Below are 22,644 nucleotides of genomic sequence, written 5' to 3' on the forward strand. Positions count from 1 at the left end.
ACGGTGCGGGTTGTCGCTGCCTCGACGCCACGGGCCGCACCGACAATCAACAATCGGTACGTAGTTATACGCCTACACAACATTTGTTGTCAAACGTTGTTGGATGGCACCAGGTGGAGCGCGGCGTGCGTCACGCAATCGTTCAAGGCACGTATGCGCCCTTCGCGTGCAGCGATTGTTCGGCGAGCGCGAGTTGTTCGAGCGCATCAGCGCCTTCGAGCGCGAGCAGATGCGCGACCAGCGCTTCGGTGATCGCGGTGGCGGCCACCAGCGACGGAAAGAACGACGGGCTTTCGTGCGAGAAGATCAACACCTTGTCGGCGTTCAGCGCGATCGGCGACACCGCGCTGTCGGTGATGGCGATCAGCTTGCTGCCTTTTTCGAGCGCAGCCTCGGCGACGCGCGCGGCTTCGACCGAATACGGCGCGAAGCTGATGACGATGGTCGCGCTGTCGCGCTCGATCGTGCGCAGCTGCATTTCTAGCGTGCCGGCCTCGCCGTTGAGCAGCGATACCGACGGCCGAAACAGCCGGTAACCATAGACGAGGCCGAACGCCACCGGGTAACACGAGCGGAAGCCCGCCACGTGCACGTGCGGCGCGCGCCGCAACACCCGCGCGGCCTCGACGATCACGCGACCGTTATGCGCGGCGGTCGTTTCGAGATTGTGCTGCTGCGCGGCGAGCAGGTCGTTCGCGAGCGCATCTTTCGATTTGACCATCGAGCGCGCCCGGCTCGTCAACGGCTCGGGCCGCGTGCGCACGCGCGCGACGAACAGATCGCGCAATTCGTTCCAGCCGGGAAAACCGAGTTGCTGCGACAGCCGCACGAGCGACGCCGGCTGCACCTGCGCGCGCTCGGCGACCTTACGCATCGACGACACCGCGACCTCGTCGGGATGATCGAGCAGGAATCCCGCGCCCATCTGGAACTGCGGGCTCAGTTCGGGGAAGCGTGCCCGGATCAGGGCGACGAGCTGATCGAAGCTGTCTGGCATGTTGAGGTGGCGCGACGCCGGGATAAGAGATGACAACAAATGTTACCACCGGGTACGCACATTTCAACGCAGTGAAGGCAGCCACCGACGGGGCTCGCACCGGCATCGGCTAGCCTTCCCGAGGCGGCGGAAGACGAAACGCAGCCCAGGTTTATCCGGCCCGACGCGGGGCAATTTGTCCTTCATTATCTGGGATCTTTCCTACTATGAGAAATTGAAACGATCCGCGTATGAGGGAGGGGCGCCGCGCTGCCCGCCCATACGGACAAGCCGATGAAGACCAACGGAGTAGTCAGGTTCGCGGAATTCGAACTCGACATCGAGCGCTACGAGTTAAAGCGCGCCGGCGACGAAGTCCGCCTCGAACATCTGCCGATGGAACTGCTGATTCTGCTCGCGTCGCGTAAGGGCGAGGCGGTCTCGCGCGCGGACATCATCGATGCGTTGTGGAGCCCGGGAAGCTTTCACGATACCGACAATGGCATTAACACCGCGATCTACAAGATCCGTCTCGCACTGGGCGACGATCCGATTGCGCCTCGCTACGTGAAAACGATTAAAGGCAAAGGGTACAGGCTGGACGGCATCAGCAGGCCCGACGAGCCGGTAGCTGCGGCAGCACAGCCGGTGCGCGTGATGGTGCTGCCGTTCGACAACATGACGGGCGATAAGAATCAGGACGTCCTCTGCGAAGCGCTCGCTGCCGAAATATCCGCCACGCTCGGAAATGCAGGCGCGGAGCGGCTTGCCGTGATCGCGCGAACGACCGCTGCGTACTACCGTCGCGCGGGCAAGAGCATCGCCGAAATCGCGAGGGAATTGAGGCTTGACTACGTGCTCGAAGGATCACTGATGCGCGAGGGCCGTCGCTTTCGAATCCTTGCCCAACTTATCCGCTGCGCGGACCAGACGCAGATCTGGAGCCACGCCTATGAGCCGGCCTCGGCGGGCGCGCTAAGCAACTTGCAGCAACTCGGCGCGGCGCTCGCCGCCGAGGTCACGCCTACCTTGACGCAGCATCAGCTGACCGCGCTCGCGCGACGCTTGCCCGTCGTGCCCGAGGCTCACGACGCATATCTGCGCGGTCGCTACTACTGGTATCGACGCGTCCATTTCGATCCATGTTTTTCGGCCACGCATGCGCTCAGCGGCGAGGACTTTTTTCGCAGCCATAGCTACTTCGAGAGTGCCGTCGAGCACGATCCGGCGTATGCGCTTGGCTACGCCGGCCTCGCGCTTTTCCATGGCGCGACCGTCGTGCATGGCTTCGATCCACCGGCGCAAGGCTGGCCGCTCGCGCGTACCGCGGCCGAGCGTGCGCTCGAACTCGACCCCGAGTTGCCCGAAGCCCATCATGCGATGGCGGCGGTCCACTATTTCTACGACTGGGACTGGCCGAAGGCAGAAGCGGAGTTTTTGCGTGCGCTGCATCTCAATCCGAGTCATCCGGAAGCCAATCGCCTCTATGCACGCATGTTGATGGCTCTCGGCCGCGACGCTGAAGGCCAGGTGCTGAAAAAGCGCGCTGAACAGGTGGATCCATTCGCGTTTCAGGGCTCGCGAGCTTTCGATCTGATTCTGTCAGGTAATCACCAGCAGGCGATGCGCGAATGCTTCAGCCGCGCGACGGACGAGCGCGCTCCGCTGATGTACCAGCTGATCGCGACCGCGTTCGAGGTGAAGGGATTGCTCAAGGAGTCGGTGGACGCCACGGTCGAAGCGCTGATCCGCTGTAACGAACTACCGCGCTCCCAGACGATTCGCGAGTGTTGGGACAGCGGCGGCCATGACGCGGTACTGCAATGGCTGCGTACGGATCTGCTGTCGCGCTATCGCGAAAGCTATACGTCTCCGTTGTTGCTTGCCGAGATCCACGCGCGTCTGGGGCAACCTGAGGACATGTTCCACTGGCTCGACGTCGCGCTCGATGATCGCTCATCGCGGCTCTGCGAGTTGCGCACGAATCCGTGGTTCGAGCGCTGGCGGTCGAGCGGCCGGTTCGACAGCCTCGAAAAGCAGATCGGCGTCTGAACCATACAGCGCGGCTGATATCGACGGCGTCCAGGCTCCCAACTCCGAACCTGCTGGTGAAGAGTTCGCGGGAACAAGAATTAAGGTTCTCTCTAGCCGCGGTCTATTTGCCCGCCCGGGCTATCGGCGCAAGATCTGGTTCACGGCGTGCGCCGATCGACCATTCGTGTCAAACGCCCGTCCGCCCCGGCCGGCGGAACTTGCGGTACACCGCAGCCGCCATCCTGTTCCACTGTCAGGAGATAGCAAAATGAAACTGCTGAGAATGGCCGCGGCCGGCGCCGCCGCGGCCCTTGCATTGGTTGGGACCGCCGCTCATGCGCAAACGCAGGCCCAGACCACGGCCGAGATGTCGCAGCCCATCGCCGACCAGAACACGCTTACCGCCGTCGGCGGCTCGCCGGCGGGCCAAACCGCCATGGGCGCTCCCATGGGCAAGACCCGCGATCAGGTTTATCGCGAGATGGTCGAGTCGCAACGCAACGGCGACGCACAGCGCATCCAGGACCTGTATAAACAGCCATAAGAGCATTGCGCAACCTGCACGCGAGGCTGGCTCACCCGGTGATTCCATCCGCCCGGCTCGATCGATACGCGCCGGGCGGGTTGCGCGGTCACTGGCCACCATTGAACAGTTCCTTCTCGCGTCGCTGAGCTTCGGGATCGTGTTGCCACTCGATGGTCTCGCGACGAACCTGATCGCGGGTCTTGCCGATTGGTGCACCCATAGCGCTTTGCGGCCCAGGTGAGCCGCCGACGGCGGTAAGCGTGTTCTGGTCGACGACGGGCGGCGAGGTGTCGGCGGTGGCCTGCGCCTGCGCGTAAGCGGAGGTACCGACAAACGCAAAAGCCGCGGCCGCGGCGGCCACGGAGATTCCAGACAGTTTCATTTCGCTTCTCCGGAATAATGAAGAAGGATGGCGGCTGCGGTGGGTCCGCAAGCATGGCCGGTCGGGGCGGGCGGAGATTCGGCGCCAATGGCCGGTCGGCGCACGCCTTGACGGCGATATTGCGCCGATAGCACGTGCGGGCAAATAGACGGTGGCTAGAGAGGCCCTTAATTTTCGATCGGCAGTGGGGGCTGATGTCGCCGCCCGCTCTGCGTTGCGTCAGCGCTTCACCAGCGTTTGCCGATGCGCGTCGACGAAGTCAGCCATGCTGTTGAAGCGGAAGTCTATGTTCGGCTGCGAGCCCGGGTCCATCGTCGCGCCGAAGCCCGGCTGCGAATGACGCCGGTAAATCCAGCACGACGCCAGCCCGAACTCGTTTGCGGGCTTGTGGTCATGGAAAAGGCTTTCTGCGGTGTGCAGGATTTTTTCCTTCCTGATGCCCCGCTGATCGAGCTTCTGAAGCATGTACTCGAAATTGCGCGGCGACGGCTTGTAGGAGCCGACGTCCTCCGCCGTGATGATCGCATCGAACTCAACCTGTAGCCTCGCGTTGCTGTAGGTGAAACTTTCGTTGTCGATGTTCGACAGGATGATCAGCTTGTAGTGCCGCTTCAGATATTGCAGCGCGGCTGCCGAATCGGGGAATGCCGGCCAGTTTCTGATCGACTGGCCGTACGCCACGCATTCTTCGTGGGTGTGGGGCAGGCCCCACTCTTCTGCCATGCGCTTATACACGATGGACAGCAGTTCCTGATAACGCTTCGCGGGCGTGAAGATCTGCTGCGACGACTCGTGGCGAGCGTGGGCTTCGAGAACCTGGTCACGCGTGAGCGGCGTCCTCGCTCGCTCCAGCAGAGGCTTCAGGGCTTCAAAGATGCCACTCTCCCAGTCGATCAAGGTGCCGTAGCAGTCAAAAGTCAGTGCATCGAAATCGGTCAGTTTCACGACTCCTCCTGTCAGATGTCCATGATGAAGACCACAGTGGATTGAGCAAGCGCCGGAACCAGAACTTTAATGCAGCGGCGAAGCGACAGCTTCATTTCTCTTCGCCAACCCTGGCGTTTTCCCGAATGCGATCCCACGCCGAAGCGGAGCTAATCTGATCAACCCGGTCCAACACCTGGAGACTCCATGCGACACCTCGTCATAACAATGGCTATCCTAACTGCCGCCGGCATCTGCGCAACCGCCAACGCTCAATCGGTGGTCACGCTCGGTCACTCGGCTCCGCTCACGGGTCCCCAGGCGCCGAACGGAAAGGACAACGAGAACGGCGCCCGCCTCGCTATCGACGAACTCAACAAGAGCGGTGTCACGGTAGCTGGCCAGAAAGTCACGTTCAAACTGGACTCCGAAGACGACCAGGCAGACCCGAAGATCGGCGTTCAAGTCGCGCAGAAACTCGTCGACAGCGGCGTGATCGCCGTGCTGGGCCCGTACAACTCGGGCGTGGCGATTCCGGCATCGCGCGTCTATAACACGGGCGGCGTGCCGATGCTGCCGGTTGCGTCCAACCCGGCGTTGACGAAGCAAGGCTTCAAGAACATCTTCCGTATCGGCGCGAGCGACGAGCAGCTAGGCGGGACGATGGGCCAGTTTGCGGCCAAGACATTGAAGGCCAAGACCGCCGCGGTGATCGACGACCGCACGGCCTATGGGCAAGGCGTGGCGGAGCAGTTCATCAAAGAGGCCAGGGCAAACGGAATCCAGATCGTGGACCAGCAGTTCACGAACTCGTCGGCGACCGACTTCCTCGGCATTCTGACCAGCATCAAGGCCAAAAATCCGGATGTCGTCTTCTTCGGCGGATACGCTGCTCAGGGCGCGCCGATGGCCAAGCAGATGCGCGCCCGCGGACTGCGTGCCAAGCTGCTTGGCGGCGATGGCATTTGCTCGGCCGATATGGGTAAGGTCGCCGGTGATGCCGCGTCCATCGTGTATTGCGCCCAGGGCGGCATTGCGCTCGACAAGACCCCGGCCGGCCGCGAGTTTCTGCAGAAATACAAGGCCGCTTTCAACACCGATACGCAGGTCTATGCGGTCAGCTACTACGACGGCGTAAAACTGCTGGCCGATGCGATGGTCAAAGCGGGCACCACGACCGACAAGGCAAAGCTCATCGCCCAGTTGGCAAAGACCAACTACAAGGGCGTGGCAGGCACCTACTCGTTCGATGAAAACGGCGATCTGAAGGGCGCACCCACGACCGTCTATGTGATCAGAAACGGCCTTCCGGTGCCGTACGGGCAGTGACGTTCAACCGAGGAACTCCAACGCACCCATGAAAATCAGTCGCACCATTTCAACAGTCGAGGTTCATACCGGCGGCGAAGCGTTCCGTATCGTGACGAGCGGGCTGCCTCGCCTTCCCGGCGACACCATCGTCAAACGTCGCGCGTGGCTGAAAGAGAACGCCGACGAAATTCGTACCGCGCTGATGTTCGAACCGCGTGGTCATGCGGACATGTACGGCGGATATCTGACCGAACCCGTTAGTCCCACGGCAGACTTCGGGATCATCTTCGTCCACAACGAGGGCTATAGCGACCACTGCGGGCACGGCGTGATCGCGCTGTCCACCGCGGCGGTCGAGTTGGGCTGGGTTCAGCGCCAGATTCCCGAGACGCGCATTGGCATCGACGCTCCGTGCGGTTTCATCGAGGCCTTCGTGCAATGGGATGGTGAACACGCCGGCAACGTACGTTTCGTGAACGTCCCATCGTTCATCTGGAAAACGGATGTCACGGTTCAGACGCCGTCGTTTGGCAAAGTAAAGGGTGACATCGCATTCGGTGGTGCGTTCTACTTCTATACGGACGGTGCGCCGCACGGTCTCTCAGTCCGCGAGTCTTCTGTCGAGGAACTCATCCGGTTTGGCGCCGAGGTCAAACAAGCTGCCAATCACGCGTACCCGGTTGAGCACCCCGACATCCCGGAAATCAACCACATCTACGGCACCATCATTGCCAATCCGCCGCGGCACGAAGGCTCGACCCAAGCCAACTGTTGCGTGTTCGCCGACCGTGAGGTGGACCGTTCGCCCACCGGCTCAGGGACGGGCGGACGCGTCGCGCAACTCTATCTGCGCGGGAAACTGGCCATGAACGAGACACTCGTGAACGAATCCATCATCGGCACGGTCTTCAAGGGGCGCGTACTCAGCGAGGCGACCGTCGGCGACTTCAAGGCGGTCATCCCAGAGGTCGAGGGCAGCGCCTATGTTTGCGGCTTCGCAACCTGGATCGTGGACGAGCGTGACCCGCTAACTTACGGTTTCCTCGTCCGATAATCGCCTCAAGCTCTCCCCCGGTTCCGAAGCGCGAAGTACACACCGGCCCCGAGCGCAACCAGCAGGACCACGATCAGGCCGGCACCCATGCTGGGCAGACCGGTCATGCTGCTGGCCGCACGGGGCGCCGCCGAGGCAGCCACCGGCGCTGAAGCCGCCGGCGCGACCGGTTGCGGAAGCGCCACACCGGCGGCGCTACCTTGACGTACCAGAGAAGCCTCCGATGTCGGCGAGGCCTGCGACGCCTGCGGCACGTCAGGCGCGGACGCGACAGCAGGCGCTTCCGGATTGGGTCCGACAGGCGCCATCGTGGTTTGAGAAGGCACCACGACGGACGCGGCCGCCTGCGGACCAGCTTCGAGCGCCCGCGCCATCGTCTTCCACTTATCGAATACGCCATCCACGCAGTGCACATCGATACAGGCGTTGCGCGCGTGCCGCCACTGCGCCAGTTGCGCGGACGACAGTTTGCCGCTGCCGAGCAGTGCCTGTTGCTGCGCGAAGATGTCGTCGTACTCGTTGTTCAGGATCGCGTGATCGCAAATGACGCGCTCAGCGGGTTGCTGTGTGGTTGCACACTGAATGTCGTTCGCCGACGCCGCGGTCGAACCCAACGCCGCCAGGGATAGCAGCAATACTCCGATACGTCGTGCCAAGTGCACCCGTCCTCCGAGAATGTGAGCGTCAAAGTCCAGGCACCACGATGAATCCGCCCGACTCGTCACCGTATATATCGACTCTGCCTTCGAGCAGATAACGTGCCGCCAACGCGCATAGCGCCGCGTCGACATCGTCGATCGATGTCAGCGGCGCAGTCGCGATGCCTTCCCGTTCGAGAATAGCCCGGCGCTGCGGGCCTTTTTGCTTCGCGGATGCAACGTCCGTCCCGAGAAAAGCGCATGTGATCGCGTGAGGAAACGTTTCGAAGCACACGCGACCCGTGATTTTTTCGCCGCCGTCGAAAAGCGCAAACTGGGCGGCGAATGCGTCGTAGATGCGCTCGCCGTTGAACATCCATCCATAGAAGCCGCTTTTAGTGGCCATCGCGTGTTCGCGAGCCGGTGTCGCGAACGAAAAGATCCGCTGCCGCGCGAGTTCCTTCTCGGCCAGCCTTCCCGCCGCGCCCGTTCGCCAGCGACACGGCGCATCGATGCCGACCGCCGCCACCTCGTGCGCGCGACACCGCTCGAGCATCTGTTCGGGGGTCGCGTTGGCGAGATTGCACAGCATCCGGGTGCCGCGCAGGATAACCAGATGGTTGCCCTTCCGGTCCCCGCCGACATCGATGCCCGCTACCGTCGGCGGCGTCAAAGCAGCGCCACCACCCTCACATCGCCCTGCTCCGCCGACGCCACCACTTTCTCGCCGATCCGGCGGAACGTGATCGACACCGACGCATCGCCGACCCGCAGATCGCTGACCTCGAGCCAGTCGATGCCTTCGGGCAGCATCGGCTGTTCGATCAGCACCTCGCGGCGCTCGGCGTCGATCGTGATGCCCAGACACGCCTCGAGCATCATGAACGGCGAGCCGGCCGCCCATGCCTGCGGCAAACACGCGACCGGATAGGCCGTGGGCGGCTCGCCGCGGCGTCGCGGGAAGCCGCAGAACAGTTCCGGCAAGCGCATGTCGAAATTCACCGCCGCCTCGAACAGCGCCTGCAGCAGTTTCACGGCCGACCCCTTCGCGCCATAGCGCGACAGCCCGCGCGCGCATAGCGCGTTGTCATGCGGCCAAACCGAGCCGTTGTGATACGCCATCGGATTGAAGCGCGCCTGGCTCGCCGCTAGCGTGCGCACGCCCCAGCCGGTGTGGAACAGCGTCGAGTCGAGCGCCCGCACCAACGCTTCGCCGCGCTCGCGCGTGGGCAGGCCGAACGCCAGCAGATGCCCCGCGTTCGACGCCATCACGCGACACAGCTCGCCATGACCGTCGAGCGCGATGCCGTAAAAGCCGACCTCGTCCATCCAGTACTTTTCTTCGACGCAGCGACGGATCTTCTTCGCGCGCTCCGCATACTGCGCGGCCGCGTCGCGCAGACCGCGCAGCTTCGCGAAGCGCGCCATCGTGTCGAACGCGGCGCTCGCATAGGCCTGCACTTCGACCAGCGCGATCGGGCCGTCGGGGAAGCGCCCGTCCGCATGAAACACCGAGTCGTGACTATCTTTCCAGCCCTGATTCGCGAGGCCGCCATCCGATTCGCGCTGGTAATCGAGCAGTCCGTACCGGTTCTTGTCGCACACGCCCGCGACCCACTGCGCCGCGCGTTCGAGCGCGGGCCACAATTCGTCGATCAACCCGATGTCGCCGGTGCGGGCCGCGTAGGCGCCAGCCAGCACGATGAACAGCGGCGTGGTGTCGACACCGCCGTAGTACAGCGCGAACGGCACTTCGCCGGCCGCGGCCATTTCGCCCTTGCGCATCTCGTGCATGATCTTGCCCGGCGCGGCGTCGCGAAACGGCGAGTTCTCGCGCGCCTGGTGCTCGGCGAGAAAGCGCAGCACACCAGCCGCGAGATGCGGCTGCAGCCACAGTGTTTGCAGCGACGTGATCACCGCGTCGCGGCCGAACGGGGTCGAAAACCATGGGATGCCCGCGTACGGGTACGGGCCAGTCGCGAGATCCGTCGTCAGCAGTTCCAGGTCGGCGAACGAGCGGTCGATCCATGCGTTGAACAGCGGGTTGCTCGTACGCACGCGCGCGCTCGCGCGGCGTCGCTCGCGCATCACCAGATGGGCATCCACCAGCGCCGCGCGTACCGCCGCACGCCCGACGCGCGGGCGTTCCGCGTCGATCTGCGACAAATGCGCCTCGCTCAGCGCGTGCACGGGCTGCGACACGTCGGCGCCGGGCTTGCTGGTCATCGGCACGACATGCACGGCCACCGACAGATAGATCGACACGCATGCCTGCGCGGGCAGCTTGACGGTGTAGTCGGCGCGGTCGGCGAACAGCTTGTCCGGCTGCGGCGAGAACGCGATCTGCACGTTGCGCGCGACGTCGTCGAGACCGACGTAGCCGAGCAGTACCTGCTGATTCTCGACCCGCGCGGGCTGCACGCGACCCTGTTTGTCGCGCTTCAGGCCGCGCACTTCGAACATGTCGCGGAAATCGCTGGAAAACGAGATGGACAGCGGCACGGTCGCGTCGCTCGTGCCGTAGTTCGTGAGTTCGATCGCCTCGTTGAGCACGGTGCCCGACAGCACGCGCACGCGCTCGACGTGGATCACGCCTTCGGGAGTGCTGTCACCGCCGAGCGGCGGCAGCGGTCGGTTGGTCAGATGCGCGGTGAACGTGGTGTTGTCGCTGCTGACGCTGCCCGACAGCAGCGACGGCGCGCGCCCGCCGAAGGTCAGCCGCAGTTGCGACATCACGCGGGTGTCGTTGACGAACAGGCCGTCGTCGTGACCTGTGATATCGCCGAGCGGATCGTTGACGATGAAGGTGTCGCCCGACTTGAGCACGTGCTGCGTGGCGCTCGCGACGTTGAGGTTTTCCGTCGGGATGAAGACGCCGTCCTGCTCGGGATCGCGATGATCGACGCCGCCCGAGTGGGTCAGCCCGCCGAGGGCTTCTGGCTGCTGTTTCAAGGTCGCTCCTATGAATTCGCTGCTGCTTTCAGTTGCACTTCGGGTCTCGCCTCGGATTCGCCGCCGGGGTGGCCGGCCTGGCCGCCCCCACGGTTGGCCGGCCCCGGTCGGCCAGCCAGCCCATCCGATTGTAGAGGCTCTGAGGGCGTGAGACGAAGTTATCGCGTAGGAGTTTCGGCTTTTTGCGCCATTTTTTGACGCCGGTTTCGGTGGCACAGGACGTGCATGCGGCGGAACGCAAAAAACCCACGGCCTCGTGAGCCGTGGGTTCGGGACCGTCGTCAAACGCGTTGGTGGGCGTCGATCCGGCCTGTTACCGCTTTGCGACGGGTTTCGCCTCGCGCAGCGTCTCGCCGATGAACAGCTGACGCGGACGACCGATCTTCTGCTCAGGATCGGCGATCATTTCGTTCCACTGCGCGATCCAGCCGACCGTGCGTGCCATCGCGAAGATACACGTGAACATCGACGTCGGAATGCCCAGCGCGCGCTGCACGATACCCGAGTAGAAGTCGACGTTCGGGTACAGCTTGCGCGACACGAAGTATTCGTCTTCGAGCGCGATCTTTTCGAGTTCCATCGCGAGCTTGAACAGCGGGTCGTCGTGCAGGCCCAGCTCTTCGAGCACTTCGTGGCAGGTTTCGCGCATCAGCTTCGCGCGCGGATCATAGTTCTTGTACACACGGTGGCCGAAGCCCATCAGCTTCACGCCCGAGTTCTTGTCCTTCACCTGCTCGATGAACTCGGGAATGTTGTCGACCGAGCCGATTTCTTCCAGCATGTTCAGCGCGGCTTCGTTCGCGCCGCCGTGCGCCGGGCCCCACAGACACGCGATACCCGCCGCGATACACGCGAACGGATTCGCACCCGACGAACCGGCGAGACGCACGGTCGACGTCGACGCGTTCTGCTCGTGGTCCGCGTGCAGGATCAGGATGCGGTCGAGCGCGCGCACCAGCACGTCGTTGACCTCGTACTCCTCGGCCGGATTCGCGAACATCATGCGCATGAAGTTCGCGCTGTACGACAGGTCGTTCTTCGGATACACGAACGGCTGATCGATGCTGTACTTGTACGCCATTGCAACCAGCGTGGGCAGCTTCGCGATCATGCGGATCGCCGATAGGTCGCGATGCTGCTGGCTCGTGATGTCGAGCGAGTCGTGATAGAACGCGGACAGCGCGCCGACCGCGGCAACCAGAATCGCCATCGGGTGCGCGTCGCGACGGAAGCCGCGGAAGAAGAAGTGCATCTGCTCGTGCACCATCGTGTGCTGCTTGACGGTGTTCTCGAACTCGGCTTTCTGCTGCGCGTTCGGCAGTTCGCCCTTCAGCAGCAGGTAGCAGGTTTCGAGGAAGTCGGCGTTCTGCGCGAGGTTGTCGATCGGATAGCCGCGGTACAGCAACTCGCCCTTGTCGCCGTCGATATACGTGATTTCGGAGTTGCACGCCGCCGTCGACATGAAGCCCGGGTCGTACGTGAATTTGCCGGTCTGGCCGTACAGCTTGCGGATGTCGATCACGTCCGGGCCCAACGAGCCCTGATAGATCGGCAGATCGATGGTCTGGTCGCTGTCGGAAAAACTCAGCGTTGCGTGTGACTTCGAGTTCATCTACGTGTTCCTTTTGCTTGATACCGCAGTCGTACCGGCATGCATCGCGGTCGTACGGCGAGGCGCGACGTCGCCGCTCTCGAACCGGTACGGGCATGCTCAGGTTCCGCTGCGCATTCTACGGGCCGGCGTGTCGTTGATTGCGTCGATTGCTCGCAACAGTCCATCTCCGCGTGCGCAACATTCGTTGTCGGCACGGGGCGCTGGCATCGCGCTGCCGATGAAAGTTGTTCGAAAGTCGGAACACCAGCTGCAACAATGTTTTGCTGCCAGCAGGCTGCGTCGGGCTCGATCCGTCTGCGATACTGGGTGCGTGCATTGATGCTTGCGGCCCGCGATTCGAAGCGGGCTTTTTTGATCACACAGAAAAGCAGGACGAATACAGATGAATGCCTCTCTCGAAACGCTGTTTCCGGATCACGTCCATACCGAAGACCACACGGTCACCGCGCTGAATCATCAGGATATCGTCGTCGCGTTGTCGGCGGCGCTGAAGACCCAGGACGTTGCGGTGCTGCACATGCTCTATCCGCGCACCGACGCGCGCACCCATCGCAGCCTCGACACGCTCGTCGACGTGCTGCATGGACACGGCCTGCATGAGGTCGCGGCTCTGATCGCGCGGGAAGCACACTATCTGCTGTTCACGGACCCGGTGAAGGCGTGGAAGGTGTTCCACGAAATCCGCAACGATTCGCTCGCGATCGGCGTGCATCTGTACTATCACGGGCTCGTCGGCGAAGCGGCCGAACGCGCGCTCGACAAAGACGCGCATCGCAAGGCCTGATGCTGTCAACGGACGATCGGCGGCGACGCGCCGGCCGATCGCCCGTTGATGTTCGCTTCACTTCCTCAGCGCGCGCTCACGGCCTGAATGAATTCATCCACGTAACGATTGAACGCGGACGGGTGCGCGAGGTTCATGCCGTGCGACGCACCGCGCACCGTTTCGCGGCGCGCATCGGGCAACCATCCCTGCAACGCCGTCACCGTGCGGTGGAACATGTCGGGACTTTTCTCGCCGTCGATCAGCAGCACCGGGCAGCGCAGGTCCGCCGCGTCCTCGGGCACGTAGGCGGGTAGCGGATCGCGGAATTGCCGCGCGAGCGTGTGCGCGTTGTCGGTCGCCATGCGGCGAAAGCCCGGCGTGCTCATCGCCCAGAAGCCGGGACGGCTCACCGAATCGACGAACAGTTGCAAGCCTGCTTCGACCGCGCCGCTTTCTATCAGTTGAGCCGCTTTCGCGCGCAATGCGTTGACCGGCTCCGGCACGCTCGCGGGCGGACGTCCGGCGATCTGCAGCGGGCCGCCCGGATCGGCGAGTGTCAGCGTACGCACGTGTTCGGGATGGCGTCGCGCGCAATGATAGGCGACGCAACCGCCGCGCGAATGCCCGACCACATGCGCGGGCCCCGCGCCGAAACCAGCGATGAACTCCGCCACTTCATCGGCGTGGCTGCTCCAGCTGAACGGCAGGTCCGCCTCGCTATTGGTGACTGGCCAGTAATGCGTGAGACTGACCGCGACGCAGCGATAGCGCTTCGACAGACCCGCCAGTTGCGGCTGCCAGTAGCGGTAGTCGCACAACGAGCCGTGCACGAACAGCAGCGGTTCGCCGGCGCCGGCCTCGATGTAAGGCATGCGCAAGCCGCTACGTAGGTCGATGAAGGATGGCGATGACGACAGAGACGAAGCGGAGACGGATTGATTCACGGTTGGTTTACGGACAGCGCGGCATCGGGGCGCGGATGTGCGCGGGGCGGGCAACGGGCATTGAGAAGCGGGCGTATCGGCGGCTCGGGAAACGGGACGCGACGCGTATTGTCACATAGGCTCCGGCGACGCGTCGGGTAGATGTCCGCAAGGTGCCCCGACCACGCTGGAGATGGTCGGGGCGGCTGCTCTGTGTGTGCTGCCGGAACCGACAATGGCGAGCAAGGCTGGATGTGTTGTGTTCGGCGTCCATGGCTCAGATACCGCTTCGGCGGGTTTGCGTTAAATCTGGACGGGCCAGGATACTGCCAAACTGATCCAGCAGGGCACGAGCAAGCTGGCCGCGACGATGAAAGCACCACCTGACATGGCGCACAATATCGGCCTGTCGATCGATATGGTCGTGCCATTTGGCTTCGCCGGCTCGGTCAAGGCTGCACGCGCGGCCAGCGTAACGATGGGCCGGATCAGACTGAAGGAGCATGAAGCAAAAACGCTGAACGGGATCGGCGGCCATACGCTTTTGAAGCATGTCGGAAAAGATGAGGCGTGGTTGCGACAACGGCTGATAGACGAACCTTGGATACCAGCAGCGACGTCATTTAAAGTGCGGTGGACTAGATTAAATCTGACAGTGGTTTGGTTTTTCCTGGTGGCTCGCGTTGCCGCGGAGGGCGTAGCCCGTAGCGGCAATGCGAGCCGCGAACAGCAAGGAGTCCGCCATGACTCAGGATCGGAAGGTAATTCGTGCCAAGGTCGGCATACTTGAGTTGGCCCGGCAACTCGGCAACGTCAGTCAGGCCTGCCGCGTGATGGGTTACTCGCGCGACAGCTTCTACCGATTTAAGGAACTGTACGATCGAGGCGGCGAAGCTGCGCTGCAGGAGATTTCCCACCACCGGCCGCTGCTCAAGAACCGCGTGGACCCGCAAGTCGAGGCCGCCGTTGTCGAACTGGCCCTCGAATTGCCCGCGTACGGTCAGGTGCGTATCGCCAACGAAGTGCTCAAACGGCATGCCCTATCCGTCTCGCCCCAAGGCGTCCGTAGTATCTGGTTGCGCCACGATCTCGAGACCATGCCGAAGCGCCTGAAGGCCTTGGAAGCCAAATCCGCCCAGGAGGGGTTAGTGCTGACTGAGGCGCAGCTCGTCGCGCTCGAACGCGCCAAGCACGAGAAGGAAGTGCACGGAGAATTCGAATCCGAATGTCCGGGCTACTGCGGCGCACAGGATACGTTCTATGTCGGCAGCCTCAAGGGCGTCGGTCGTGTCTACCAGCAGACTTTCGTCGATACCTACTCGAAGGTTGCGTTCGCCAAGCTCTACGATCGCAAGACGCCCTTGCCGGCGGCTGACCTGCTCAACGATCGCGTTGTTCCGTTCTTCGATGGTTTTGGCATTCCACTGCTACGCGTGCTGACAGATCGCGGGACCGAATACTGCGGCAACCCCGAGCATCACGAATACGAACTGTATCTGGCCTTGGAAGACATCGACCATACCCGAACCAAGGCCAAGTCGCCGCAAACCAACGGGATCGTCGAACGGCTGCACAAGACCATGCTCAACGAGTTCTATCGCATCACCTTCCGCAAGAAGATCTACGACTCGATTGCCACCTTGCAGACGGACCTTGATGCGTGGCTCGATCAGTACAACAATGAACGTGAGCATCAGGGACGCTGGTGTTATGGCAAGACGCCGATGCGCACTTTCCTCGATTCGCTCGAACTCGCCAAGGAGAAACTCATCCCCCATTGATGACTCGTTCTTTTTCGGCTCGACTACCTGTCAGATCAAGTCCCGGCTAATACATTTAAAGACCAGAGAACGGCTGAGAGAGCGATTTCGAAAGTGATGATGGCCGACGCCGACCGGATTCGTCTGTGGGCGCAGTCAACCGGAATGCGTGCCCCGCTGCGTATAACAAAACACGTATCCGGAGATGTCGGTTATGGGGTCGTCAGAAAAACGGGCCGGCTCGTGAAGGGAAACAAGATTCTGGTTGTGCTCAAGCGTGAGACCTACAATGGCATGCCGTATTACGTCCTAACGGCTTTCGTCGGTCTGTGAGAAAAGCGCTTATGAAAGAGAATCCACTGTATCCCGAACTCAATCAGCTTTTTGGTGTGTACCTCAACGAGGATTGCTCGTACTGGGGAAGCACCATTGAAGCTATCGTAGGTTGCTATAAACGGGATAGCTCCACAGAAAGCATCAAGGGCATCCTTGTTGAAATCGAGAGTTTCAGGAAGGCACATTCCGACCATCTGGACGCTGCGTTCGAAGAAGCATATGGCTCGCAGTTTGACCCTAAGTTGTGGAGTCATACGACTGCATCGTTTCTCGACGAATTGGAGCGCCTTCTGAGCGCGTAATCCATTGGTCGTCGCCGCGCGCGGAAGATTCGATGTCAGCCGGTGCATGCGCAATTTGGCAGGCAACCAACCCCCGCCCACCGCTCACGCGTCCCCGGCTTCGTCCACCCACCCCGCCGCTGCCGCCGCCCCAGCGCCGCGCACCGCGCAGGTCAGCGGTTCGTCGGCGACGTGCACGTCGAGGCCGGTTTCCTCACTCAAACGCCGCCCCAGATTGCGGAGCAGCGCGCCGCCACCGGTCAGCACGATGCCCTTGTAAGCGATGTCCGTTATGAGTTCAGCGGGGGCCGATTCGAGCCCGCGCTTCACCGCGCCGATCACCTGACTCAGCGGCGCTTCGATCGCCTCCGAAATATCGCGGTTGCTCAGCTGCACCGTGCGCGGTAGCCCGTCGTCGACGCTGCGGCCGGTTGCGTTGATCTGCTCGAGCGGCACGTCGTGCACGGCCGAGGCGATGGCTCTCTTCACGTGCTCGGCGGTCTGCTCGCCGAGCAGCACACCGTACAGATTGCGCACGTAGCTGATGATCGCCGCATCGAAATTGTCGCCGCCGACGCGCACCGAGCCGCTATACGCGGTGCCGCCCAGCGCGATCACGCCGACCTCGGTGGTGCCGCCGCCGATGTCGACCACCATCGAGCCGGTCGCATCGCGCACCGGCAACCCCGCGCCGAGCGCGGCCGCGAGCGATTCGCCGATCAGGCTGACCTTCCACGCGCCGGCCGCCTCGGCCGCTTCGCGGATCGCGCGGCGCTCGACATGGGTCGCCGCGGCCGGCACGCACAGCGTGAATGCCGCGCGCCGGCTGAACAGCGAGCGCGGCCGCGCCATGTCGACGAATTGCTTGATCATGTGTTCGGCGGCGGCGAAGTTGGCGATGACGCCGTGGCGCATCGGCCGCACCGTTTCGAGATTGCGCGGCGCGCGGCCGAGCAGCTGGCGCGCCTCGGCGCCGATCGCGGCGATCCGTTTCGCCCCGCTCGCGGGCTGCGTCTCGAAGCACACGACGGACGGCTGGTTCAGCACGACGCCGCCGTCGTCGGTATAGATAAGGGTGTTGGCCGTGCCGAGATCCACCGCCACGGAGTGGCGGAACAATCGCTCAAAGAGCGGGTAATGCGGCGTCGGTCTGGCCATATGCAGGCTCTGATGTGTCGTTATCCGCCTTCTTGGGCGGTTTGGAAATGCGCCCCCGGGTCCCCGAAGCCGCGCGACACGCCCGCTGGGCGTTGCGCTTCCCGCGCGGCGGGGGTGATTTTCAAGCTATTGCCCGTATGTCGGCAAGCTCATCAGAATCTTTAGGCCCGCTTTCTATCGGAGTTGTGTCAATCGCGCGACAGCTTGCCCAGTGCGCGTTCCAGCGCGTCACGGCCGAGCGCGACGCCGTCGGCCGTGATCGTATGGCCGACGCCGGGCAGCATGTAGGCGTCGACCGGGTAGCCGGCGGCGCTGAAAGCGTCGGCCGCGAATTCGAGTTCGCGCACCGGGATCACCTCGTCGTCCTCGCCGTGGACCAGCGTGAGCGGCGTCGCGCGGTTCGACGAGACGATCGGCGAGGCGAGCCGCCCCGAATACGCGACGACGCCCGCCGCGCCCTCCGCGCTAGACGCGACGTGATGCAGCGCCATGATCGAACCTTGCGAGAAGCCGACCAGCGCAAGCCGATCGAAAGACAACTGCCAATGCGCAAGCTCTGCATCGAGCACGCGGCGCAGCGCCGGATAGGCGGCGGCGACGCGCGCCTCGCGGTTCGCTCCGTCGACGTCGCGCAGGCTGAACCACTGGCGGCCACCGAAGCCGCCGTCGAACGGATCCGTGCCGTCGAGCGACACGAATGCGGTGCCGGGCAGCTCGTCGCTCCAGATATCGGCGAGCGGCATCAGATCGCGCGCGTTGCTGCCGACGCCGTGCATCAGCACGACGAGGCTCGTCGCGGGCGCGTTCGGCGGTGCCGTGTTCGGCGCGCGCCGCCAGCCGTGTTCGAATTGCTGCCAACTCATGGTGGTGTCCTTTTTTCCGTGGTTTAGTGCCTCTGGCCGTGGTGGCTCAGCCCTAGCCGCGAGCATACGCCGCGTGCCGCGTTCGCGTCGCCGGGAGCCGCATCGGCCGCGGCTGCGGCCGACGCCGGCGGGCGAATGCGGGTATGCTTTTGCGCATCGACGGACCCGCCGCCGCGCCGCACGGTCCGAGGCAAACCATCCGGAGAACGCCGTTTGAGCCAGCCCAACTCCGCGCCTGATTCCGCGTCGCCGCCGCCTCAGCCCCCCGCGCCACCGCCGCCGCCCGCGCCTCTCGAAGGCGGCCGGCTGGTTCTCGCGACGATCGCGGTCGCGCTCGCCACCTTCATGAACGTGCTGGATACGTCGATCGCGAACGTCGCGATTCCGACCATTTCGGGCAACCTCGGCGTCTCGGTCGACGAAGGCACGTGGGTGATCACCGTGTTCGCGGCCTCCAACGCAGTGGCGATTCCGCTGACCGGCTGGCTCACGCAGCGCATCGGCCAGGTGAAGCTGTTCGTCGGCGCGATCCTGTCGTTCACGCTCGCGTCCTGGCTGTGCGGCGTCGCGCCGACGCTGCCGATCCTGCTGCTCGCGCGGGTATTCCAGGGCGCCGTGGCCGGCCCGCTGATTCCGTTGTCGCAGGCGATCCTGCTCGGCTCGTATCCGAAAGAGAAATCGTCGACCGCGCTCGCGTTGTGGGCGATGACCGCCACCGTCGGCCCGATCGCGGGTCCGGCGCTCGGCGGCTGGATCACCGACAGTTACAGCTGGTCGTGGATCTTCTACATCAACATCCCGGTCGGCCTGTTCGCGGCCGGCGTCACGTGGATGATCTACCGCACCCGCGAATCGCCGACGCGCAAACCGCCGATCGACGTGGTCGGCCTCGGCCTGCTGATCACGTGGGTCGCGTCGCTGCAGATCATGCTCGACAAGGGCAAGGATCTCGACTGGTTCTCGTCGCCGGTGATCTCGATTCTCGGCCTCGTCGCGCTGATCAGCTTTGCGTTTTTCCTCGTCTGGGAGCTGACCGAAGAGCATCCGATCGTCGATCTGCGGCTTTTTCAGCAGCGCAATTTTCTCGGCGGCACGATCGCGATTTCGGTTGCATACGGGGTGTTCTTCGGCAATCTGGTGCTGCTGCCGCAATGGATGCAGGAGTATCTGAACTACCGCTCGATCGACGCCGGTCTGGTCACCGCGCCGCTCGGCATCTTCGCGATCATTCTTGCGCCGATACTCGGCCGCGTGCTGCCGCACTCGGACGCGCGCGTGATCTCGACGGTCGCGTTCGTCGGCTTCGCGATCGTGTTCTACATGCGCTCGAAGTACGTGATCGAGATCGACACGTGGCACCTCGTGCTGCCGACGCTGCTGCAAGGCATTCCGATGGCGCTGTTCTTCGTGCCGCTGACGGCGATCATCCTGTCCGGCCAGCCGCAGAGCCGGATTCCGGCGGCGGCGGGTCTATCGAATTTCGTGCGCGTGTTCTGCGGCGCGGTGGGCACGTCGATCGCGGGTACCGCATGGAACAACCGCACGATCCTGCATCACGTGCGGCTCACCGAACAGGCGTCGGTCGACAACCCGTTGTTCGCGCAGCAGATCGACAATACGCAGTCGGTGCTGCATCTGAGTCCGCAATCGGCGGATGCGCTGTTCGATTTCACCGTGAACACCCAGGCCGCGATGATGGGCCTGAACGACATCTTCTTTGTGTCGGCGATCATCTTCGTGCTGATCATTCCGCTGATCTGGATCACGCGGCCAGCCAAAGGCGGCGGTGGCCCGGATGCGGCCGGCGCGCATTGACGCAGCTTCGGTAGCGCGCGAGGCGACGCTCGCGCGGTGGCTGGGGAGTGGCCGCGAGCTTGCGTCAGCGGAAATAGCGCGCCGGCGTGTCGCCGAACGCATCGCGAAACACCGCGATAAACGACGACACGTCGTTATAGCCGACTTCGAGCGCCACCTGCGTGACGCTCTCACCGGCGCCGAGATGTTCGAGCGCGGCTAGCAGGCGCAACTGCTGGCGCCATTGCCCGAAGGTCTGCCCCGTTTCCTTCGCGAACAGACGCGCGGCCGTGCGCGCGGTCACGCCGGCGGCCGCGGCGAGTTCCTCGAGCACCAGCGATTGCGCGGGATTCGCGCTGAGCGCCTCGGCGATGCGCTGCGCGCGCGGATCGCCCGGCCAGTTCAGGCCGAGCGGCGCGGCGGGCAAGCCGGCGACGCGATCCAGCAGCACCTGCAGCAGACGGCGGGCGGGTTCGTCGGGAGGGTGATCGTGCGGCAGATCGGCCGCGGTGGCGAGCAGCGCCTGCACCAGCGTGTCGGGGATCAGCGCGCCGGTCTGCGTGGGTAGCGGCGCGGGGTCTAAGGCGGGGTCGGCGGTGGCGTCCATCGCGGAACCGGTCGCGACGTAGAGCGAATACAACTGCACGGGCCGCCTCGCGTGCAGGCAGTGCGGCGTATTCGCGGCAATCCACAGCGCGCGGGCGGGCGGCACGACCCAGCGGCCGGACTTCGTGCGCACCGTCAGCACGCCTTCGCTGACGTGAATCAGATGCGCGCGCCGATACGCGCGCCACGGCCCGTCCAGCGTCGCATGGCGCTCGCCGACCACGAAGACCGCTGGCTCAATGCCGTCCGGATCGAAGGCTTCCGTCATGGTGTCTGCTCTGACGCGGGACGTCCGCGAAGGGAGCAAGATTAGCACGCGCGCGGGGCCCGGTTGCGGGGCGGCTTCACACGGTCCGGCAACCTCGAGCGCGGCCCCGCCCGAGACCCGGCTTATCCTGCCCGCCTCACCAACTGCTCCAGCACCGTCCGATACGAGGTCGTCCCGACCACCCGCTCGTTCACGCCATCCTCGAAATCGATCCATCCCGAGTTGAAGCCGTCGAGCATCTCGATCCGCGGCGCGGGCCATTCGGTGCCTTGGGCCTGAAACTGCGCTTGCCACTCCTCGCGCGGCACCGCGCGCGCTTCGACCGGGCGTCCGAGCAGGTCGCCGAGCATCTCGGCGATCTCGCGCTGCGTATAACGCCGCGGCCCCTCGATCTCGATCACGCGTCGCCCCTGCCACGACTGCGTGAGCGTCTGTGCAACGACGTGGCCGATATCCGCTGTCGCGACCATCGGAAACGCGCGGTCGAGCGGCTGCAAAAAGCTCGGCATCACGCCGGATATGCGGGCCGGCGCAATATCCCACAGCGAGTTCTCCATGAACCAGGCCGGCCGCAGGATCGCGGTTGGGATCGACAGACCGGCGAGCGTCTGCTCGAGAATATGCACCTGCGTGATCAGGCCGAGCCCCGTTTCGCGCTGCCCGCCCACCGACGACAACGCCGCCACCCTCCCCGGCCGTGCCTTCGACAGCGCCTCCTTCAGCACCGCGGCCGCCGCATGAGCGTTCGGATAGCCGGGCAGCGGCGCGAAGTTCGGCGCGATCATCACGAACACGCCGGCCGTGCCGCGAAACGCGGCGGTGAGCGCGTCGGCGTCGTCGAACGACGCGATCGCGACTTCGGCGCCGCGCTCGCGCCACGGCGCCGCCTTGCTTTCGTCGCGCAGCACGGCGCGCACCGCGTGCCCCGCGTCGAGTAACGCGCGTGCCGCCGCGCCGCCCACCTGTCCTGTCACACCGGTAATTGCAAACATGCTTCTCTCCTCGATGACGGCGGATGCCGTGATGGGAGGAATTCTCGGTGTGGCGCGGCGATTTCGCGAGAGCGTGGATGTCATTTGTTTAGTGACTTGATGTCATCCGCTCGGCGCGTCGCTTGTCAGAGAACAGGGCCGGCCACAACACGTAAAACGTATTTGCGCCGGCCCCTCGTCCGCTAGCTAAATCTCGTCGTGCGCCTCGCCTGCATCATTTGCCGCGTCATCGAGAAGGTCTGCCGCATCACGACGCGTGAGTCGCTGATTCGGAAGGCCTTCGCGTCGAGCGCCAGAGAGGTGAACAGCTCGTGATCACAGTCATTGATGCGCCGGTAGTCTTCGCCGATATGGAGCAGGACTTCCAGCAGCCTGCGCTGTTGGTGTCTCTCCTGTGCGGTTATGGCCATTGCACCAGCCACCCTGATGCTCTCGTTTATCGTTGTGCTAGTCGAGCAACGCATGCCGCATTGGGCCTGCCGCGC

The 22,644-nt window shown here is 63.9% G+C and carries 22 protein-coding genes and 1 pseudogene; 10 read left to right on the plus strand and 13 right to left on the minus strand.

Annotated elements, in window-relative coordinates; all coding sequences use genetic code 11:
• Positions 1 to 142 precede the first annotated feature (142 nt).
• A complete protein-coding gene (locus tag QFZ94_RS03670) occupies positions 143 to 997 on the minus strand; it encodes a MurR/RpiR family transcriptional regulator (protein ID WP_368583702.1) in 855 nt (284 codons plus the stop codon).
• Positions 998 to 1,270: 273 nt separating this feature from the next.
• Between QFZ94_RS03670 and QFZ94_RS03675 the strand changes: the two genes are divergently transcribed.
• Both QFZ94_RS03675 and QFZ94_RS03680 read left to right on the plus strand, forming a co-directional pair.
• Positions 1,271 to 3,028, plus strand: coding sequence for a winged helix-turn-helix domain-containing protein (locus tag QFZ94_RS03675; RefSeq protein WP_429455618.1), 1,758 nt, complete (start codon positions 1,271 to 1,273; stop codon positions 3,026 to 3,028).
• Positions 3,029 to 3,278: 250 nt separating this feature from the next.
• Positions 3,279 to 3,554, plus strand: coding sequence for a hypothetical protein (locus tag QFZ94_RS03680; protein WP_429455619.1), 276 nt, complete (start codon positions 3,279 to 3,281; stop codon positions 3,552 to 3,554).
• An 88-nt stretch (positions 3,555 to 3,642) separates the two neighbouring features.
• Here QFZ94_RS03680 and QFZ94_RS03685 read toward each other — a convergent pair whose 3' ends face one another.
• The gene (locus tag QFZ94_RS03685) at positions 3,643 to 3,918 is read right to left on the minus strand and encodes a hypothetical protein (RefSeq protein WP_429455620.1); all 276 of its coding nucleotides are present in this window, start codon (positions 3,916 to 3,918) and stop codon (positions 3,643 to 3,645) included.
• Between the two features lie 219 nt (positions 3,919 to 4,137).
• Positions 4,138 to 4,863, minus strand: coding sequence for a haloacid dehalogenase type II (locus QFZ94_RS03690; RefSeq protein ID WP_429455621.1), 726 nt, complete (start codon positions 4,861 to 4,863; stop codon positions 4,138 to 4,140).
• 186 nt (positions 4,864 to 5,049) lie between these two features.
• On the opposite strand from QFZ94_RS03690, the gene QFZ94_RS03695 reads away from it, so the two are divergent.
• Both QFZ94_RS03695 and lhpH read left to right on the plus strand, forming a co-directional pair.
• Positions 5,050 to 6,171: a branched-chain amino acid ABC transporter substrate-binding protein gene (locus QFZ94_RS03695; RefSeq protein WP_429455622.1), complete on the plus strand. Its 1,122-nt coding sequence runs from the start codon at positions 5,050 to 5,052 to the stop codon at positions 6,169 to 6,171.
• A gap of 28 nt (positions 6,172 to 6,199) precedes the next feature.
• On the plus strand, positions 6,200 to 7,207 hold the full coding sequence (gene lhpH, locus QFZ94_RS03700; protein ID WP_429455623.1) for a trans-3-hydroxy-L-proline dehydratase: 1,008 nt from the start codon (positions 6,200 to 6,202) through the stop codon (positions 7,205 to 7,207).
• Between the two features lie 5 nt (positions 7,208 to 7,212).
• On the opposite strand, the gene QFZ94_RS03705 is transcribed toward lhpH, so the two are convergent.
• From QFZ94_RS03705 to gltA, 4 genes are all read right to left on the minus strand, one after another.
• Positions 7,213 to 7,869 carry a hypothetical protein gene (locus QFZ94_RS03705; protein ID WP_429455624.1) on the minus strand — a complete coding sequence of 219 codons (657 nt, stop codon included), beginning with the start codon at positions 7,867 to 7,869 and terminating at the stop codon, positions 7,213 to 7,215.
• Positions 7,870 to 7,891: 22 nt separating this feature from the next.
• Complete coding sequence (locus QFZ94_RS03710; RefSeq protein WP_368583694.1) at positions 7,892 to 8,518, minus strand: DUF429 domain-containing protein; 627 nt, start codon at positions 8,516 to 8,518, stop codon at positions 7,892 to 7,894.
• A complete protein-coding gene (locus QFZ94_RS03715; protein ID WP_368583693.1) occupies positions 8,515 to 10,797 on the minus strand; it encodes an amylo-alpha-1,6-glucosidase in 2,283 nt (760 codons plus the stop codon). Before QFZ94_RS03715 ends, QFZ94_RS03710 begins: the two co-directional genes overlap by 4 nt.
• A gap of 313 nt (positions 10,798 to 11,110) precedes the next feature.
• Complete coding sequence (gltA, locus tag QFZ94_RS03720) at positions 11,111 to 12,409, minus strand: citrate synthase (RefSeq protein ID WP_429455625.1); 1,299 nt, start codon at positions 12,407 to 12,409, stop codon at positions 11,111 to 11,113.
• A gap of 385 nt (positions 12,410 to 12,794) precedes the next feature.
• Between gltA and QFZ94_RS03725 the strand changes: the two genes are divergently transcribed.
• Positions 12,795 to 13,196, plus strand: a complete 402-nt coding sequence (locus QFZ94_RS03725; protein WP_368583691.1) for a hypothetical protein — start codon at positions 12,795 to 12,797, stop codon at positions 13,194 to 13,196.
• Between the two features lie 65 nt (positions 13,197 to 13,261).
• Here QFZ94_RS03725 and QFZ94_RS03730 read toward each other — a convergent pair whose 3' ends face one another.
• Positions 13,262 to 14,122, minus strand: coding sequence for an alpha/beta fold hydrolase (locus QFZ94_RS03730; protein ID WP_429455626.1), 861 nt, complete (start codon positions 14,120 to 14,122; stop codon positions 13,262 to 13,264).
• A 166-nt stretch (positions 14,123 to 14,288) separates the two neighbouring features.
• Between QFZ94_RS03730 and QFZ94_RS03735 the strand changes: the two are divergent.
• The 4 genes and pseudogenes from QFZ94_RS03735 to QFZ94_RS03750 all read left to right on the plus strand — a co-directional run.
• Positions 14,289 to 14,726 (plus strand): annotated as a pseudogene (locus QFZ94_RS03735) (RNase A-like domain-containing protein); the annotation flags it as partial.
• A 118-nt stretch (positions 14,727 to 14,844) separates the two neighbouring features.
• Positions 14,845 to 15,882 (plus strand): IS481 family transposase, encoded by a 1,038-nt coding sequence (locus tag QFZ94_RS03740; protein ID WP_429455627.1) that lies wholly within the window; start codon positions 14,845 to 14,847, stop codon positions 15,880 to 15,882.
• Positions 15,883 to 15,909: 27 nt separating this feature from the next.
• A complete protein-coding gene (locus QFZ94_RS03745) occupies positions 15,910 to 16,194 on the plus strand; it encodes an RNase A-like domain-containing protein (RefSeq protein ID WP_429457693.1) in 285 nt (94 codons plus the stop codon).
• An 11-nt stretch (positions 16,195 to 16,205) separates the two neighbouring features.
• Positions 16,206 to 16,499, plus strand: a complete 294-nt coding sequence (locus tag QFZ94_RS03750; RefSeq protein WP_368583689.1) for a contact-dependent growth inhibition system immunity protein — start codon at positions 16,206 to 16,208, stop codon at positions 16,497 to 16,499.
• Positions 16,500 to 16,583: 84 nt separating this feature from the next.
• On the opposite strand, the gene QFZ94_RS03755 is transcribed toward QFZ94_RS03750, so the two are convergent.
• On the minus strand, positions 16,584 to 17,636 hold the full coding sequence (locus QFZ94_RS03755; protein WP_368583688.1) for a rod shape-determining protein: 1,053 nt from the start codon (positions 17,634 to 17,636) through the stop codon (positions 16,584 to 16,586).
• A gap of 188 nt (positions 17,637 to 17,824) precedes the next feature.
• Entirely contained in the window at positions 17,825 to 18,499 is a 675-nt protein-coding gene (locus QFZ94_RS03760) for an alpha/beta hydrolase (RefSeq protein ID WP_429455628.1), read from the minus strand.
• 213 nt (positions 18,500 to 18,712) lie between these two features.
• On the opposite strand from QFZ94_RS03760, the gene QFZ94_RS03765 reads away from it, so the two are divergent.
• Positions 18,713 to 20,314 carry a DHA2 family efflux MFS transporter permease subunit gene (locus QFZ94_RS03765; protein WP_429455629.1) on the plus strand — a complete coding sequence of 534 codons (1,602 nt, stop codon included), beginning with the start codon at positions 18,713 to 18,715 and terminating at the stop codon, positions 20,312 to 20,314.
• A 64-nt stretch (positions 20,315 to 20,378) separates the two neighbouring features.
• On the opposite strand, the gene QFZ94_RS03770 is transcribed toward QFZ94_RS03765, so the two are convergent.
• From QFZ94_RS03770 to QFZ94_RS03780, 3 genes are all read right to left on the minus strand, one after another.
• The gene (locus QFZ94_RS03770) at positions 20,379 to 21,167 is read right to left on the minus strand and encodes an AraC family transcriptional regulator (protein WP_429455630.1); all 789 of its coding nucleotides are present in this window, start codon (positions 21,165 to 21,167) and stop codon (positions 20,379 to 20,381) included.
• A 122-nt stretch (positions 21,168 to 21,289) separates the two neighbouring features.
• Complete coding sequence (locus tag QFZ94_RS03775) at positions 21,290 to 22,159, minus strand: NmrA family NAD(P)-binding protein (RefSeq protein ID WP_429455631.1); 870 nt, start codon at positions 22,157 to 22,159, stop codon at positions 21,290 to 21,292.
• Positions 22,160 to 22,341: 182 nt separating this feature from the next.
• Positions 22,342 to 22,569, minus strand: a complete 228-nt coding sequence (locus QFZ94_RS03780) for a hypothetical protein (protein WP_429455632.1) — start codon at positions 22,567 to 22,569, stop codon at positions 22,342 to 22,344.
• Positions 22,570 to 22,644: the final 75 nt, after the last annotated feature.

Source organism: Paraburkholderia sp. JPY465, assembly GCF_050436725.1.
In the GTDB taxonomy this organism is placed as follows: Bacteria; Pseudomonadota; Gammaproteobacteria; order Burkholderiales; family Burkholderiaceae; genus Paraburkholderia; species Paraburkholderia youngii.